Source organism: Xanthomarina spongicola (genome assembly GCF_003148645.1).
In the GTDB taxonomy this organism is placed as follows: domain Bacteria; phylum Bacteroidota; class Bacteroidia; order Flavobacteriales; family Flavobacteriaceae; genus Xanthomarina; species Xanthomarina spongicola.
The window spans coordinates 126,541-145,906 of sequence record NZ_QGGP01000006.1 but is presented as its reverse complement, the minus strand read 5'-3'; the positions used below and the strand labels follow the sequence as shown (position 1 = coordinate 145,906).

The following is a 19,366-nucleotide window of genomic DNA, read 5'->3' as shown; positions in this document are numbered from 1 at the left end:
ATTAATTATTTAATTGCGCCTTAACTTTAGCAAGAACATCTTGATTGATAGTTACTGTGTATTTTTTCTCTAAATCTAAAATCCAGTTGGCTTCTTTATAATTTTGAAAATCGCTTATAACCATTCCTCTGGCTTCATCGAAAGTTTTTAATTCTTTTGGCAATACTTCCTTAACATCTGCAACTATATAGGCATCGTTAAATTTATATATTTCTGAAATACCTGTATTAAATTTAAAGTCTGAAGGTAAAGATTGGTGTTGTGCATCCATTATACCCGAAGAAAAAATAACATCGATTGAATTCTCTGAGTTCAATTCTAATTTAATTTGTTCTGGTGATTTGTTTTCACGTAATAATTTTTCAACTTTTTTAATAGTTGCTTTTTTAGCAGAAGATGCAACAACTGCATCTACTCTTTTATTCCAGAAGTAACTTTCTTTATTATCGTTATAGAAATTATTTAATCCTACTGAATCTTTCTTAGCTGCATTCCAGATTTCTGTTTCCATTAAATCGAATAACAAAAGACCATCTCTATACTCTTCAACTATGTATGCAAAATCTGGATTTTCAAAAGCTAACTGTTCTTCCTTATACTGAAGCAATTGTTTTTCTAAAAATTGCTCATAACTATCAGACACTAGTTTATTGAAATCAACCTTTGGCATATTACGCCTTTGATTTTTTTCTAAATATGCACCAAACGCTTCATTTGTAATTTGCTTAGTTCCTATTTTAATAAGTGGACTATTTGCTTTAAAATCTTGTGGTAAAGCCCATTTTCCAGAAAAATAACCATCATTTAAAATAGAAACAAAATAACTTAAATCTGGTTGTTTATCGGTTTCTAAATATTGCTTTTTAAGCTTATTTGTTAAAGCTGAATTTATAAGCTGAGAACGAGAATCTTTTTTTACTTTTTCTTCTAATTCTCCTTTCATACTCTCATAACTTTCAACGGACTTTTTATTATATAACTTTATTATATGCCAACCGAATTCTGTTTTAAAAGGTTTAGAAATATCTCCAACTTTCTCAAGACTAAAAGCTTGGTTTTCAAACTCAATAGAAGTTAATTGCCCACCACTAAATGGTGATAACATACCACCTTTACTTGCAGAACTTTGGTCTTCGGAAAATTGTTTTGCTAAAGACTCAAAATCTTCACCTTGCTGAAGTTTTAAATAAATATCGTTAATTCTTTGTTTTGCACTTTCTTGTAATGAATCTTTTCTAGATTCATTTATCATAATATGAGCAACCGTTCTTTCTCCTCTAGAAGCTCGCTTATCTTGTACAATTACTATATGGTAACCAAATCTAGTTTTAAAAGGCATTGACACTTCACCAACATTTGTATTGTATGCTGCAGTTTCAAAATCGTAAACCATTTTAAATCCAGTAAAATATCCTAAATCTTCAGCGTAAATGGTTTTACCATTATGTACTTGACTTTTTACTTGCTCAAATCCCTCACTAATTACTCTTTCTCTCAGCTTGATTAAATCGTTATAAGCAGTTAAAGTATCTTCAGGAGTTGGATTGTCGGATAATCTAATTAAAATATGACTTGCCTTTACTTCATTAACCGTTCTGTAATAAGCCTCTTCAACTAGCTCATCTGTTACTTTAGAATCTGTTAAATAGTTTTTAGCTAATTGTGATTTATAATTTGCCAATTCGTTTTTGTACGAAGGTTTTTCATCTAAACCCAAGGCATGAGCTTCTTTTAATTTTAGTTTATAATTAACAAAAAGTTTTAAATACTCATCGACATCTTTTTGCGATTCATCTTTAACTAAATCAATATTTTTATTGAAAACTCTTGTAAATTCTGAAACATAAACCGGATCATTATCTACAGTAAACAAAATTTCATCTTTTGAGTTCTGTGCATTATTTAAGAAAAAACACAAAGAAAAAACGACTACTAAAAAATATTTTTGCATGTTATTTAATTTATTTTACACTGTTGCAAAAGTAGTAATATTAACCATTAATACAAGCTGCATTAACAAACGGTTTAGAAAGTTTTTTAGTATCTGTTTATGCTTGGCTTTTAATAGCCTTTTATTTATTGTATCTTGTAGTTATTGAAACTGAAATAATTATGAAATACACCACAGAAATAATAGTTAATATTCCTTTGGAAGCATTTATTAAAAAGTTAGATAATCCTGAAAACATGAAACACTGGCAAAGAGGTTTAGTTGGTTATGATTATATTTCAGGAACTCCTGGAGATATTGGAGCCAAAATGAAATTACTCTATAAAATGGGTAAACGAGATATGGAATTAATTGAGACTATAACACATAAAAAAATGCCTCATGAATTTCATGTTAACTATGATACGAAAGGGATGCATAATATTCAAGAAAACTATTTTGAAGAAACAATGGATGGGCAAACAAAATGGATTTCTAAAAGCGAATTCATTCCAACTGGTTTTATGCTTAGAATGATGACCTTGATAATGCCTAGCGCTTTTAAAAAACAATCTAAAACATACATGCAAGATTTTAAAAATTTTGCTGAAAAAGGAACTTCTGTAGCTAATGCGTAAATTAAAATTAATCTGGGATTTTAGAGGCCCTAATTCTGCTAAAACAGCAGAACATCACGAAATACACTTAAAGGAATACATAACCATCAAAAACCTAGATACTAACATTACAGGTTTTGAGTTAATAAACAACATGCACACTATTGCTTATATGGTTGTAAAAGAAGCAGACATGAAACCTGTTCGTGATGCATTGAAACCTCATCGAGGACAAGTATATGAAGAATAGTATTATTTCTTTAAATCGATTTCTTTTAGATTTTCAATTCTGTTTCTAATTAAAAAAGCATCAATAGTCTCGAAATGTTCAATAACTCTTTGGTCTTTAAATTCGAATACTTTTTCCGATAGTCCTTGTAAAAAATCTCTATCGTGAGACACTAAAATTAAAGTACCATCGAAAGCCATTAAAGCTTCTTTTAAAACATCTTTGGATTTTAAATCTAAATGATTCGTGGGTTCATCTAGTATAAGCAAGTTTACTGGCTCAAGAAGTAATTTAACCATTGCTAATCTGGTTTTTTCACCACCAGAAAGCACACTTACTTTTTTATCTATATCGTCTCCACTAAACATAAAGCGTCCTAATATGTTTTTAATTTGAGTTCTCACATCTCCTTCTGCAACCTCGTCTACTGTTTGGAAAACCGTTAAACCTTCATCTAATAAGGAAGCTTGATTCTGTGCAAAATATCCCACTTTAACATTATGACCTAAACTACATTTTCCTTGAAAATCAATCTCTCCCATAATGGCTTTAATCATTGTCGATTTCCCTTCTCCATTTCTTCCTACAAAAGACACTTTTTCTCCTCTTGAGATAGACATGTTTGCGTTTTTAAACACCACGTGATCTCCATAAGTCTTTGTTAAATCTTGAACAGTTACTGGATAATCTCCTGAACGTTGTGCTGGAGGAAAACGTAATTTTAAAGATGAATTATCTATTTCGTCTATTTCAATAACTTCTAATTTTTCAAGCATTCTCTCTCTAGAGCTTACTTGATTTGTTTTAGAATAGGTGCCTTTAAAACGTTCAATAAAGGCCATATTGTCTGCAATAAATTTTTGTTGCTCTTGATAGGCTTTTACTTGGCTAGCACGTCTTTCTTCTCTTAACTGCAAGTAATGAGAATAATTAGCTTTATAATCGTAAATACGACCCATTGTAACTTCTATAGTTCTATTTGTTATATTATCTATAAATGCTTTATCATGAGAAATAACCATAACAGCTTTGGCTTTATTAACTAAAAAATCTTCAAGCCAAATAACAGATTCTATATCGATATGATTTGTAGGTTCATCTAGAAGGATTAAATCTGGCTTTTGAAGTAGAATTTTAGCTAATTCGATTCGCATTCGCCAACCTCCACTAAACTCACTTGTTAATCTATTAAAATCTTCACGTTTAAAACCAAGACCTCCTAGAGCTTTCTCTACTTCAGCATCGTAATTTACATCTTCTAGTGCATAAAATTTTTCTCCTAGATCTGATACTTTTTCGATAATAGACATATACTCATCAGACTCGTAATCTGTTCTGGTTTCTAAAGCCTTATTAAGGCTTTCCATTTCATTTTGCATTATAAAAACATGTTCGAATGCTTTAGAGGCTTCTTCAAAAACTGTACAATTATCTTCTGTTAATAAATGTTGTGGCAGATAAGCAATAACGGCTTCTTTTGGACATCTAACATGTCCACGAGATGCTTTTTGTTTTCCAGCAATAATTTTCATCATAGTTGATTTTCCAGCACCATTTTTACCCATAAGAGCAATCTTATCGTTTTCATTTATAACAAAAGAAACGTCTTTAAACAAGGTTTGACCACTAAACTCAACTGCTAATGCATCTATTGAAATCATTGTATATTTTTTAAGTAGGCAAAATTATGGAAAAGAATCTTGATTATTAACAATTGAAGACAGAATAAAGTTATAGCATTGGAGAAAACAAACGAGCTAATTTTTCTAGAAATTTTTGAAACAAAGATCTGCTATTCCATACTTTTAAATCAATTTTAGTTGAGTCAAGTATATCGTTATAAAAAGCTGCTCTTAATTGGTTAGCTGTATCTTCATCATAAACTACAGCATTAACTTCAAAATTAAGATCAAAACTTCTAACATCCATATTTGCTGTTCCTACAATAGCTATTTCATTATCAATTACCATTGTTTTAGCGTGAACAAACCCTTTATTATATCTATATATCTCTACACCAGACTCTAACAAAGGTGAGTAATAAGAGCTTGCTGCTGCATTAACCAATTTAGAATCTGAAACACCTGGAATAATAAGCTTAACTTTTACACCACTTTTCGCAGAAATAAGTATGGCATCCTTAATACTATTACTAGGTATAAAGTATGGTGTAGTAATTAACACCTCTTTTTCAGCTAAATTTATAGCTTGCAATAATGCAAAGAGTATAGTTGGCACATCGGAATCTGGTCCACTTGCAGTAATTTGAACATGCTTATCTTGATTTGACTGAAAGGTCTTGACTTGAGGAAATAATTGATTATTTAATTCCACATTATCTTTTGCACAGAAATTCCAATCACATAAAAAAAGATATTGCAAATACCAAGTTGCTGGACCATATATTTTTAAGTGTGTATCTCTCCAATATAATTCATTCTTATTTGACTCTGAATTTATATATTTATCACTAACATTAATACCACCAACAAATGACGTATGACCATCTATAACAATAATTTTCCTGTGATTACGATAATTTATTCTATTAGCGAAAGCAATGAGCTTTATTTTATAAAAAGGAAATATTTCTACACCAGCTTCTTTTAATCTTTTTACTTGTTTATTTCTAATAGAACGACTTCCAAAATCATCGTAAATAAAACGCACTTTTAAGCCAGCTTTTGCTTTATCTATTAATATCTCAATAATTTGATTTCCAATATTGTCATCCTCAAAAATATAATATTCAATATGGATATGCTTATTAGCATTTTTAAGACATTCAATTACTACTGGGAATTTGGATTCTCCATTAATAAGTAGTTTAACATCGTTATTATTAGTTAAAGGACTAAAATTCTCTTTTAAAATAAGGTTGACTAATTTTGTGCTTTCTTGGATCGTTTCATCTCCTTCTTTTAAAACTCCTTTTGAATATTTTATAAGCTCTGTTTCAAGATTATTTTGGAGTTGTGTGTTTGTGAGCAATTTCTTATCGTATATTTTTCTTATTCGATAATTTACACCAAAAGAAAAGTAAAATATTATACCAGCTATTGGCACAAAAATTACTAATAACAAATATGCTAATGTTTTAGTTGTGTTCTGAGTATCGAAAATAACACGAAAACACACTAACAGTAAAATGATAATGTAAACAATTTCTGAAACTAGCAGTAAACTCATTGAAAAAAAGTAATTTAATAAAGAATTATTCTTCTTTTACTCTTTGTAAATCTAAATCGTGAAAATCGAAACTAAAATCGATGTTTGGTGATATACCTTTCATTTTAATACTTTGAGCTTTGCCATTTTCATCTAAAGAAAACATTGCAAAAGCATCTGCATTCATATCTTGATATTCCCATTTAATGGTAAACGTATTAGCTTTATAGAACTGTAAAGGTCCATTTAACTTAGGAGATCTATAAGATTTAATCCATAGCTGATTTCCTTTCTTAAAAACCTCCATGTTACCAAACCAATTATCTTTATAGACACCAATGTAATCTGCTTCATTAATTTTTACATTTTTATTTGCTTCAACTGTTTCCCAAACTTGTTTAGTAACTTCATCTCCACTTGCTTCTCTAGCAGTTAAATAATTGTAAAACTTGTCTGTCCATTGAAAATCGTCTAAACCTAAATAACTATCTACTATTGTTCTAGAAACAGCCATAAAAACACCAGCTCCACCAGGCTCCGTATTTGTTAGCACCACAATACCTACATTTAAATCTGGAATTAATACAGTTCTGCTTAACATACCTGGAAGACCTCCTGTATGAGATACAATCATGTTCCCTTTTTTATCTTCTAAATCCCAACCTAAACCGTAACCAGAAAAATGAGAATTATAACGTGGATTTCTACTTACATCTGTTGTTGTATGAATTTTCCACATTTCATACTGACTTTCAACTGAAAATAATTGGTTTTTTAAACTATCTCCATACTTACCTTGGTTTAGGTGCATAAGCATCCATTGAGAGATATCGTTCACATTAGCATAAATGCCCCCAGCTGAGCCATTAATCATTTCTTTAAAATTTGGTAACACTACAAAATCTCCACTTGTTGTTGAGTGAGGTAAAGCTAAGTTTCCTGTGTCTTTTATTAAACCTAAACCAGCATAAGAATTATCCATATTTAAAGGTTCGAAAATTCTAGTCGTTATAAATTCTTCCCATGTTATACCACTTACTCTAGCTATCAATTCTCCAGCAACTATATATAATAGGTTGTCGTAATCAAATTGTGTTCTAAAAGCTGAAACAGGTTTAAAATATTGAAAAGCTGAAAGTAAATCGTCTATATTGAAATCTGATCCATCAGGAAAAAACATTAAATCTCCAACCCCAAGGCCTAAACCACTTCTATGAGTAAGTAAGTCTTGAATATTAAAATTTTCGGTTACATAAGCATTATACATTTTAAATTCTGGAATATGGTCTACAACTTTGTCTGTCCATTTAATTTTTCCATCTTCTACTAATAGAGCTAAAGCTGTAGTGGTAAATGCTTTACTATTAGATGCAATAGCAAAATTGGTATGCTCATTTACTTTTACATTGGTTTTCTTTGAAATAACACCATATCCTTTTTCATGGATAATTTTGCCATCTTTAACAATAGCGACAGCTGTACCAGCTACATTAAATTTTTCAATAGCAGTATTTACTAATTCGTCTACTTCAGTTGAGGTAAGTTGTGCAAATACCGTAATATGAGCAATAACAAAGAAAGTTATTGTCAGCAGGACATATTTTTTTTTAAATAATTTCATGGTTGGTTTTTTATTTTTTACTTAATTTTTAAAGATAAATGTTTCATGACTAAAATCCTATACACATTGAGAGTTAATCAACATTTATAAAAGTTTTTTATTTAATTATTAGAAAATAATTCTTTGTACTTTTTTCTTACAAAATATCATTTCATCGGATTTTTTTGCATTTCATAGATATATTTATATATTTGTCCCATAATTAAACCCAAATTGATTTTATGTTTTTTAAATCAAAACTTAATACTAAAATCCTACTACATAAAAGTAAACGACTATTTATAGTAGTTTTATGCATCTGTGGACTGTCTGCTTTTGCACATGGAAATCTCTCAATTCAGATTAAAGAGAAAACAAATGAAATTGCAAAATCTCCAAATAATGCCAAATTATATTATGAACGTGGCTTTCTATACCAAGAGCATTTAGAGTTTGAAAATGCCATAACAGATTATTTAAAATCAATTAAACTTGGTTATTCAGATAAAGAAGCAACATTTAAATTGGCAGAGGCTAACTATGAAGCATATCATTTTGAAGAAGCTTTATCTTATGCCGATTCCTATTTAGCATTAGATTCTTTAGATGTTAGAATCTATAAGTTAAGAGCACAAATATTATTCAATCTACTTGAATACAAAGATGCTATAAACTCATATAACTATTTTATAACCAAGGCTATAGATATTAGACCTGAAGATGTTGTTGAATACTCCAAAATTATTTTAGCTGAAACTCCTGATGATTATACTAAAGCATTAGAAGTTATAAACTTAGGACTAAATATTATAGGTGAAAATACATTTTCACTACAATTAAAAAAGCTTGAATATTTAGAAAACTCTAATCAAACAAGTCTAGCAATTAATCAATACAATTATTTTATACTAAATAATAATAGAAAAGAATTCTGGTATTTTAAAAAGGCTACTTACTTATTAGAGAACAACCAAATTGAACAAGCTAAAATAGCTTTACAACAATCAAGAGTAGCAATACAAATGTTGCAGCCAAAATTTAAAAACACAGTATCAATAAAAGACCTTACAACCCAAATTACCCAATTAGATAAAATTATAAGCCATGAATATTAAAACTACATTAATCGTCTTTATAAGCTTACTTTCTAGTACACTTATATATAGTCAAGGAACACTGGAAGTAACTGGAAATGGAAATGTTATATCCAATACAGACACCACACCATCTATAACCGATGGGACAAATTATGGAGATGTAGGAGTAAGCTCTTCTTCAATAAACACATTTGTTTTAGATAACACAGCAAGTGGTGGAAGTCCAGGAAATCGATTAAACGGAATTACCGTTGGCATTTCAGGGTCAAGTGATTTTTCTTTAAGTGCTACCAATTTAGGCAACTTAAAAGGAAATGATACTCCTTTAGATCTAGATGTTACATTCACGCCTTCTACTTTAGGAAGTAAGACAGCAACAATAACTATCACATTTACCAATGGCACAAATTCACCTTATACTTTTAATGTTGAAGGTAATGGAATAGTTTCTCCAGCAGATATTAATATCACTGGAAATGGCAACAATATAGTTGATGGTGCCACTGGCACATCTACTACTAACCATACAGATTATTCAATTGTAAATAATGGTTCAGCTTTATCAAGAATATTTACAATAGAGAATACTGGTGGATCAGATTTAACAAATATATCTTCAGTATCATTAACCAATGATGCTGAATTTCAAGTAACAAGTCAACCTTCTGTTTCAACTTTATCAGCTGGTAATTCAACAACATTTGAAATTACTTTTTCACCTGTTTCAACAGGAAATTATTCCGACACAGTTACATTAACTAGTGATGATGTTGATGAAAGCCCATACACGTTTGCTATTTCAGGTGAAGGTGCAGAACCAGCTTTAATCAATGAAGATGGAAACTGGAAATATTATGATGCTGCTAACCAACCATCAAATGATGGTGAAGGTGATGTTTGGAATGAATTAGACTTTAATGATGGAAGTTGGGCTACTGGAAATGCCGAATTAGGTTATGGAGATGGAGGCGAAACTACAGTTATTAATAATGCTACTGAAACTGCTTACTTTAGAAAAACTATTAACATTATAGACGCCTCGTTTTATAACGATATAGTAATGGAAGCCATTAGAGATGATGGTATGATTGTCTATATTAATGGAAATGAAGTCTGGAGAGACAATATGGATCCAGGCGTTGTAAATTACAACACTTTTGCAAATACAGTAGTTAGTGGCTCAGGTGAAACTACATGGATTTCTAAAACCATTGCAAATAATTATTTAGTAGATGGAAATAATGTGATTGCTGTTGAGATACATCAAGAGAACGCTGGTAGTTCAGATATTAGTTTTAATTTTAAAATGAATGGTTATGAAGCTATTCCTGCTAATGTTATTAGAGGACCTTATTTACAAAAAGAAACACCAAATAGCATTACTGTTAAATGGAGAACGAATACTACTACCGAATCTATTGTAAATTATGGAACATCCTTAGGAAATCTTAATTTATCGGAAACAAACTTATTAGGCAACATAGATCATGAATTAGAAATAACTGGTTTACAACCAAATACTAAATACTATTATAACATTGAAGATTCTGAAGGTGTCTATTTAAGTGAAGATGCAAACATGTATTTTGTTACAGCTCCTTCAACAGGTACTGTACAATTTGTTAGAGCATGGATTTTAGGTGATGCTGGAACTGGAACTCAAAACCAAAGAAATGTTAGAGACCAATATTATAATTATGTAGCAAATGCTAGTACAAATCCTAATCAAACAGATATGATGTTATTTTTAGGAGACAATGCTTATCAAAGTGGAACTGACACACAATATCAAGTAGCGCTTTTTGATGTCTATGGAGATATGCTAAAAAAATCTGTGGCGTGGTCAACTTTAGGAAACCATGATGGATATTCAGCAAACTCATCAGCTCAATCTGGTCCATATTACGATATTTTCACATTTCCAACTGCTGCTGAAGCTGGAGGAATAGCTTCTGGTACTGAAGCATACTACTCTTTTGATTATGCTAATATTCATTTTATTGTACTAGATTCTTATGATACAGACCGTTCAGTTGGTGGAAGCATGTATAATTGGGCATTAAATGATATTCAAAATACAAACCAAGATTGGATTGTGGTTTTATTTCATCATCCTCCTTATACAAAAGGGTCTCATAATTCTGACAGTACAAGTGGAGATGAAGCTTTTATGGGTTTAATGAGAAATAACTTTTTACCTTTATTAGAAAATAATGGTGTTGACTTAGTTTTATCTGGTCATTCTCACTCTTATGAAAGATCTTATTTTATTAATGGACATTATGGCTTATCAAATTCTTTTGACCTTAATAATAATACTGTTGGAGCTAACGGAAACCTTTCTGGAAAAGCAGATACTGGAGATGGCGCATATAGCAAAGACCATTTAGACAATGAAGGTGCAGTCTATATTACTACAGGATCGGCTGGTAAAATCTCAGGTGGTTCCTTAGACCACAATGCAATGTATGCTTCTTTAAACCAACTAGGCTCATGTGTGCTAGAAATAGATAGTGATGGAGGAACAGGACAAAATTTAACCGTTAAGTTTGTTACAGATAGTGGAAGTATTACAGATTATTTTACTATAAATAAAACTGGTTTTACACTAACAGCTGAAAACAATAACTCAAATGATGATTCTGTAAAAGTATTCCCAGTACCTGCAAATAGTGTTTTAAATATTGATATATCTTCAACAGAAAATTTGAAGAACATCAAAATCTATAATGCTGTTGGACAATTAACAAAAGAAACGAATACAAATAAAATTAATGTGAGCGCCTTAAAATCTGGCATGTATATTTTACAAATCACAACAGATAAAAGAGAGTATTTTAAAAATATTATAATCAATTAACTGTAGTACAGATATTACACCTATATAGGGAATTTTAGATTTTTAAGATTCCCTATATTTTTGACAAATAGCAGATTACAAATTAAAAAAAATAAAACAAGCTCTAAAATGAGATAAATTTACGTTTTATAATATATTGATTTTGACATGGTTATGTTTTACAAATGCATTTCATCGAATAAATTTGCATTTCATGGATTAAAAATTTACATTTGACCCAAGCTATTAACAATTAAACAATTAGTCCCAAACTAAATTAACTACTTATGAGACATATTACTCTTAGAAAGTTTACTTATGCTTTTCTATTTATATTTTTAAATGGATTTGCAATTACAAGTCATAATAACCTTGACAATAATGACCCCAAAAATGGAAATCATAAAAAAACGATGTCAACTAAAAGTGTTGCATCAAGAAATGCAGCTCCAACTCCTGTAATTCAAGTTCTAGGAAATGGTGTTGCTATTGGAGATAATGACTTTACTCCTGCCACTGCAGATTTTACAGATTTTGGCAATACTTCTTCAAGAACATTTTATGTAGATAATACTTCTAATGGTAGGTTAGATATATCTAGTCTTACGTTAACTAATACAACAGATTTCACAATTAGTTCGCCATTAACGAATGTAAGTATTAGAGGTCAAGACGCTCCTGCACCATTTACTATTACTTTAAATAGTTTTACCTGTGGTACGACCTATCAAACAGATGTTAGAATAGCAAGTGATGCAACAAATGACGCAGATGGCGTATGGATTTTTAGACTATCTGCTACTGTTAATCCAGAAGCAGATATTGTTGATATTAGCTTAGCTCCTATTAGCGACTTTAGTACAGATAGTCCATCTGTTACTAACAGTACAGACTTTGGGAATATTGGAGTTGGAGGGAGCTCTACTGCTACAACTTTTATAGTACAAAACAATGGTACTTGTAATTTAATACTTTCGCCTTTACCACTTGTAGCTTTAAGTAATAATATAGATTTTACTTTAAATACAACTGGAACAGCGAATTCGATTGGACCTGGTGCATCTACTTCATTTACTATTACATTTAATCCAATAACCATAGGTACTAAATCATCTACGGTTACAATAACCAATAATGATGCTGATGAGCCCAATTATACGTTTACTGTTCAGGGTGTTGGTACACCACCATTACCAGACATTAATGTGCAAGGTAACTCAACAAACATAGTTTCAGGTCAAACCATAACCTCAATCACAGATCATACCGATTTTGGAAATGTTAATTCTGGTAGTTTTTTCGATAGAACATATACGATTCAAAATACAGGATCCTTTGCTTTAAATATTACAAGTCCAGTTAGTACACTTACGGGTTCAGATTTCGTAATATTAACACAACCAACAACTCCTATAGCACCAGGAGCTTCTTCAACATTTATTGTAAGATATGCACCTAGCTCATCTGGTGTTTTTACAGATACAGTAAATATACCTAATGATGATCCAGATGCTTCAGAAAGCCCATACACGTTTGATGTAAGTGGTACAAGCTACTTAATTGAACAAGGAGGTTTATGGAGTTATTTAGACGATGGTTCAGACCAAGGTACTGTTTGGCAAACAGCCGATGTATCGCCAACAGGAGCAAACTGGGCAACCGGAAATGCACAATTAGGTTATGGAGATGGAGATGAAGTAACAGTTGTCGGTTTTATAGATACAGATGCTGGCACATCAGGTACACAAAAAAATGCAACTACATATTTTAGACGCTCTTTTACAGCTTCAGCTACAGATGTTTCAAACACAACACTTAATATAAATGCTGTACGAGATGATGGTATGGTTGTTTATATAAATGGAACCGAAGTATGGCGTGATAATATGCCTGTTGGAACAATATTGTACAATACATGGGCATCTAGTGTAACAGCTAACGAAAATGGCTGGGTATCTTTAAATGTAGCAAACATTGTAACTTTGGGAAGTAATGAAATAGCAGTAGAAGTACACCAAGAGAGTGATTCTAGTTCAGATATTAGTTTTGATTTCTTTATGTATACAAGTAATGACTATATTTTTATTCCTCCAACTAAACCAGATAATGATTTAGATGGTATTGCAGATTATAAAGATTCGGATGATGATAACGATGGTTTAACAGATCAATTAGAAGGTTGCCATTCAGGACAACTAGAAGACTTAAATTCCGACCCTTATGGTGCAGGAAATGAAGAATCATTATTAAGTGATTTTCCATTCTCTCAAACATTAGACGATGGAAATACTATTGATTATAGTTATACAGGAACATTTACAGCTATAACAAGTTATGACGCTGGAGATCATGGATGGTCAATAAGAACAAAAGGACCAAGTACTTCAGGAACTTTAACTTTAGATTTTGGAACACCTGTTGACAATCTAACTTTTAGATTAGTCGATTTTGACGAAGATGAAACTTATACTGTAAATGCTTACGATGATTCAAATAATTTAATTGATTTAATAACGAATGTCAATATATACTATTTAGGATCATATATTTCTCAATCAGGAAATACGGTTACAGATGTAACAAATGGTACTTCAACTAATAATGATGGAGAAGCTATTGGTAGTGACCAATATGGCACAGCCTATTTTTATTTTCCAAATATTCGTGTAAGTAAAATAGATTTTATAGTAGACCAGCCTATAGGCTCTTCTATACGTATTGCAGGTATTGAATACTGTAATTTAGATACTGATGGTGATACCGTTGAAGATTATCATGATTCAGATAGTGACAATGATGGAATTCCAGATTTAGTTGAATCTGGAGGAACAGATATAGATGGAAATGGAATTGTTGATGACTTGACTGATACAGACGAAGATGGAATTGCAGATATTTTAGATGTTGATTCAGCTAATTATAACACCTATGAAAGAACAAAACTAGAAACGTATATTGATTTTGACAAAGATGGAATTATAAATAGTAGAGATTTAGATAGTGATAATGATGGTATTACAGATATTATTGAAATTGGTGAGCCAGATGTAAATGGAGATGGTCAAATTGATGGGTTTACAGATGCAAATTTAGATGGATATCATGATAGTTATGATGGCGCTTCAAGTAGATTAATTACTGGAGCAGATACAGGATTAGATGGATTTCCTGACACATATCCAAATGCCAATTTAGATGGAACAGGATATCCTAATTTTATGGACATTGATTCAGATGATGATGGTATTACAGACAATACTGAAGCTCAATCAACAACTCTTTACATTGCTTATACATACACAGATACAGATACAGATGGTATTTTAAATATTTTTGATAATTCTAGTAGTTTTGGTGGAAACGGATTACTTCCAGTTGATACAGACTATGATGGAATACCAGATTATTTAGATACAGATTCTGATGATCATGAAGAAAACGATATTATTGAAGGTCATGATACAAATGGAGATGGTGTTGTAAATGGAAGTGATTCTCCAAATGCTGATACTGGTTTATTTACTGGAACAGATTCTGATAGAGATGGTTTAGACGATGGATTTGATAATGATGATTCTAGTCCTGAGGCTACAAATAACACGTTACAACCAAACTCTCACGCTTTTGCAGATGGTGGTTATGATAGAGACTGGAGAGCAACAACCTCTTCAATAGATTTTGATGGAATAAATGATTATATCGATATAGGTGACAACCATGATATGCCTACTGATTTTTCAATTGAAGCATGGATCTTACAACAAGCTACGACTACTTCTGGTACAATTCTTTCTAAAAGAGACACTAAATCCGGAGCAGGAAATAAAAGAGGATATCATTTATCTATGAATAGTAATTATTTAAACTTGACATGGTATGATAATGCTGGTGCAGAAAAAATCAACATTACTTCTCCTCATGACATAACAAACAATAAATGGTATCATGTGGCAGCTACTTTCGATGGCACAACTGCAATCATTTATATAGATGGAGTTGAAGTGAATAGAGACACACCTGATTCAGGACCAGCAAATACATCAGCTAAATTTTTAATCGGAGCTATGTATGATAGCGATACACCAAATACGCCAAAAAATCATTTTAATGGATATATTGATGAAGTAAGATTATGGACTGTAGCACTTTCTACTCAACAGTTAAGAGAAATGATGAATCAAGAAATTGAACAAAATTCTACTGCAGTTAGAGGAAAAGTTATCCCTAAAGATATTTCTGGTGGTTTACTATGGGCTAATTTGAAGGGATATTACCCAATGACATCAGACACATCTGAGGATAGGTCAAATAATATTTTTCATGGAAATCCAAAAAACATAACAACAACCGAACTACAAACAGCTCCACTACCTTATACAACTATTAGGAATGGAGAATGGAAAAATAGCACTGCATCAACACCTTGGACTTATGGTAACTCTGTATGGAATTTACCAAATAGTATTAGTGTAGATGGGTCTACTGAAGTAAATTGGAATATTGTTCAAACAGACCATAATGTTGAAATAGATACTTATGGAAGTTTAGGGCGAGAAAGACACGTTTTAGGTCTTATTGTAAACGCCAACACACTAACTGTTAATGGAACAACAAATAAAGCAACTTCCACATATAAAGGAAATGGGCTAAATGTTAGCTGGTATTTAGAATTGAATGGGAAAATCGATCTTGAAGGAGAATCCCAACTTATTCAATCTAAAAATAGTGATTTATCTGTTGGTGTTTCTGGAGTCTTAGAAAGAGATCAACAAGGTACTAAGGACTTATTTACTTATAACTATTGGAGTTCACCTGTTGGATTTACTTCAACTATAAATCCTTTACATCCACTTAACCCAAATAACTATAGCTACACTTTAAATAATAATATATTTAGAGATGGTACAAATTCAGCTACACCTGCTAATATTAGTTTTGTAGGAGGTTACGATGGAAGTGTAGGTCCACCTATTAGCATTGCTAATTATTGGATTTGGAAATATGGAAATTTACCAAGTGATACTTACTCTGCATGGCAACATGTTAGAAATACTGGAACCATAAAAGCTGGTGAAGGATTCACTATGAAAGGGATAGCTAACACAGCTGGAAATTTAGCTCTTGAACAAAATTATGTGTATCAAGGAAAACCAAACAATGGAGATATCTCTTTAGATTTATCTATTAATAACGATTATTTAGTTGGAAACCCATATGCATCAGCAATAGATGCAGACCAATTTATATTAGATAATGGTCCAGTTATAGATTATACAGATCCAGGAGGATTACCAGAAACAGACCCTTTAATCAGTGGTACGCTATACTTCTGGGAACATTGGGGAGGTGGCTCTCACGTACTTGCAGAATATCAAGGAGGCTATGGAACTTATAATTTATCTGGTGGAACACCAGCAGCTGCTTGGGGAACTCCTGACCCAGATGTTGCACAGACAGGAACTGGAACTAAAGTGCCAGGAAGATATATAGCTGTAGGACAAGGGTTCTTTGTTACTGGAGAAAGTACCGGAACAATTAAATTTAATAATAATCAACGTGTATTCCAAAAAGAAGGTAGTAGCTCATCAGTTTATATCAGACAAGCCACAACTGAAAACAATACGGATTCTAGAATGAAAATTCGCTTAGGTTTTAATTCTGTAAATACCATTCACAGACAATTATTATTAACTGAAGACTCTAGAGCTACACTAGGTATAGATTGGGGATTTGATGGTTTACAATATCAAAATCAAATGGATGACATGTATTGGTTACTTGAGGATGAAAAATATACCATTCAAGGTATAGACTCTTTCTCTGAAAGTACAATTATTCCAATTGGTGTACATACCATAGATGCTGGTTTAAACAACATAATTATAGACATTTTAGAGAATATTCCAAACGATTTACAAATCTATTTACATGATAAAGCTTTAGATATTTATCATAATCTAAGAAATAATAAATATGAAATATATCTAGAAGCTGGCGAATATCTTGATCGCTTTGAATTAACATTCTCTAATCAATCATTAAGTGTTGAAGGAAATGAATTATTAAACGAACTTCAAGCTGCTTATATTAACAGTAGTGAAAGTATCATGATTCAGAATCCTAAGATGATTAATATTAAGTCAGCTGAGTTATTAAATACTATTGGACAATCTATATATCAATTTGATGATATAAAAACAGAATTAATTACAGAAATTAAAACAAATAAATTAAGTGTTGGAACTTATATTATTAAGCTTCAAACTGAAATAGGCGTTATAAATAAAAAAGTGTTAGTTAATTAAATTGATTGCCCCAAATCTATCATAAATTCAACTATGCTTTTGAGGAGGAGTCCTGAAATTTTTCAGGGCTTCTTTTTTATTGAAATTTTAATATTAACTCTTTTAATGAAAGCTTGAATTGTTCACCTGTTGTCATATTTTTTAAAGTATAACTTTCAGATTCCAATTCCTCATCACCTACTAAAACAACAAAAGGAATGTTTCGTTTATTAGCGTGATTCATTTGCTTTTTCATTTTAGCAGCATCTGGATACAATTCGGCATTAATACTATTTAATCGTAATTGTTTAATAGCTTTTAAACAAAATAAGGCTTCGGTTTCTCCAAAATTAATAAATAGTAAGTCGATGTTTTTAGAAACTGTTTCAGGAAATAAATTCAGTTCTTCCAAAACCAAGTAGATTCTATCTAATCCAAAACTAATTCCAACACCACTAACATCTTTTAAACCGAATATACCAGTAAGATCATCGTATCTTCCTCCACCACCAATAGAACCCATTTTTACAGTTTCTGGTGCAGATACTTCAAAAATAGCTCCTGTATAATAGTTTAAGCCACGTGCAAGCGTAACATCTAACTGTAATGTGGCAGTTTGTAAACCAAGTTCTGTAATGGCTTTATCTATAAACTCTAATTCTTCAATGCCTTTGTTGCCTTCTTCCGAAGTACTTAAAATAGCTTTTAGTTGTTCAATTTGTGAATTAAAAGAACCTGAAAGTGTAAATAACGGTTGAAGTTTTTCAATGCCTTCTTTAGAAATTCCTTTTTCAAGCATTTCTTCTTTTACTTTCTCCTCGCCTATTTTATCAAGCTTATCTAAAGCAACTGTAAAATCTATTAGCTTATCGCTTGCGCCAATAACTTCAGCAATTCCAGATAGAATTTTACGATTATTAATTTTTATAGTAACACCTTCCAGCTTTAAAGCTGTAAAAACAGCATCGTAAAGTTGCACAAACTCAACTTCTTGCCATAAGGAGGTAGAACCAACCACATCAGCATCACATTGGTAAAACTCTCTAAAACGTCCTTTTTGAGGTCTGTCTGCTCTCCAAACAGGTTGCATTTGGTAACGTTTAAAAGGAAACTCAATCTCGTTTTGGTGTTGTACTACATAACGAGCAAAAGGCACTGTTAAATCGTAGCGAAGAGCTTTTTCAGAGATTTTAGATGTTATAGCATTAGAATCTTTTTTACTGTAAAGATTATTATCAACTTTACTTAAATAATCACCAGAATTCAAAATTTTAAAAATAAGCCTGTCTCCTTCATCGCCATATTTTCCCATTAAGGTCTCCGAATTTTCAAAACTTGGCGTTTCTATAGATTGAAAACCATACAGTTCAAATTGATGTTGAATGGTATTAAATATATAGTTGCGTTTTGCTACTTGCTCTGGATTAAAATCTCTTGTCCCTTTTGGAATTCCTGGTTTTTGTGCCATAATATTTCCTGCGAAAGCTGGTATCTCTATTAATTAGTAATTGAAAAACAAAAATAAAGAATTATACATGTCATTACGAGCTTTTTTAATAGAAAAAACGTGGTAATCTTTTAAATGTCTTGATAAAAAACTTT

General features: G+C 31.4%; 10 protein-coding genes. 5 read left to right on the top strand and 5 right to left on the bottom strand.

Features of this window, described 5'->3' with window-relative positions:
- Nucleotide 1 precedes the first annotated feature (1 nt).
- A complete protein-coding gene (locus LX78_RS11840) occupies nucleotides 2–1,951 on the bottom strand; it encodes a peptidylprolyl isomerase (protein WP_109682874.1) in 1,950 nt (649 codons plus the stop codon).
- Nucleotides 1,952–2,112: 161 nt separating this feature from the next.
- Here LX78_RS11840 and LX78_RS11835 point away from each other — a divergent pair, with 161 nt between their 5' ends.
- A complete protein-coding gene (locus tag LX78_RS11835; protein ID WP_109682873.1) occupies nucleotides 2,113–2,568 on the top strand; it encodes an SRPBCC family protein in 456 nt (151 codons plus the stop codon).
- Entirely contained in the window at nucleotides 2,561–2,797 is a 237-nt protein-coding gene (locus tag LX78_RS11830; protein WP_109682872.1) for a hypothetical protein, read from the top strand. The genes LX78_RS11835 and LX78_RS11830 overlap by 8 nt, the downstream gene beginning before the upstream one ends.
- A 2-nt stretch (nucleotides 2,798–2,799) precedes the next feature.
- Here LX78_RS11830 and LX78_RS11825 read toward each other — a convergent pair whose 3' ends face one another.
- The 3 genes from LX78_RS11825 to LX78_RS11815 all read right to left on the bottom strand — a co-directional run bounded on the left by LX78_RS11825 (nucleotide 2,800) and on the right by LX78_RS11815 (nucleotide 7,565).
- Nucleotides 2,800–4,437, bottom strand: coding sequence for an ABC-F family ATP-binding cassette domain-containing protein (locus tag LX78_RS11825; protein ID WP_109682871.1), 1,638 nt, complete (start codon nucleotides 4,435–4,437; stop codon nucleotides 2,800–2,802).
- A gap of 70 nt (nucleotides 4,438–4,507) precedes the next feature.
- Nucleotides 4,508–5,965, bottom strand: a complete 1,458-nt coding sequence (cls, locus tag LX78_RS11820; RefSeq protein ID WP_109682870.1) for a cardiolipin synthase — start codon at nucleotides 5,963–5,965, stop codon at nucleotides 4,508–4,510.
- A 25-nt stretch (nucleotides 5,966–5,990) separates the two neighbouring features.
- Nucleotides 5,991–7,565: a serine hydrolase gene (locus tag LX78_RS11815; RefSeq protein ID WP_109682869.1), complete on the bottom strand. Its 1,575-nt coding sequence runs from the start codon at nucleotides 7,563–7,565 to the stop codon at nucleotides 5,991–5,993.
- A gap of 221 nt (nucleotides 7,566–7,786) precedes the next feature.
- Here LX78_RS11815 and LX78_RS11810 point away from each other — a divergent pair, with 221 nt between their 5' ends.
- The 3 genes from LX78_RS11810 (at nucleotide 7,787) to LX78_RS11800 (ending at nucleotide 17,785) form a co-directional block, all read left to right on the top strand.
- Nucleotides 7,787–8,659, top strand: a complete 873-nt coding sequence (locus LX78_RS11810) for a tetratricopeptide repeat protein (RefSeq protein WP_109682868.1) — start codon at nucleotides 7,787–7,789, stop codon at nucleotides 8,657–8,659.
- Entirely contained in the window at nucleotides 8,649–11,501 is a 2,853-nt protein-coding gene (locus LX78_RS11805; protein ID WP_109682867.1) for a choice-of-anchor D domain-containing protein, read from the top strand. The genes LX78_RS11810 and LX78_RS11805 overlap by 11 nt, the downstream gene beginning before the upstream one ends.
- Before the next feature lie 266 nt (nucleotides 11,502–11,767).
- Nucleotides 11,768–17,785, top strand: a complete 6,018-nt coding sequence (locus tag LX78_RS11800) for a choice-of-anchor D domain-containing protein (protein ID WP_109682866.1) — start codon at nucleotides 11,768–11,770, stop codon at nucleotides 17,783–17,785.
- Between the two features lie 76 nt (nucleotides 17,786–17,861).
- On the opposite strand, the gene hisS is transcribed toward LX78_RS11800, so the two are convergent.
- Entirely contained in the window at nucleotides 17,862–19,232 is a 1,371-nt protein-coding gene (gene hisS, locus LX78_RS11795) for a histidine--tRNA ligase (RefSeq protein WP_109682865.1), read from the bottom strand.
- Between the last annotated feature and the right edge of the window lie 134 nt (nucleotides 19,233–19,366).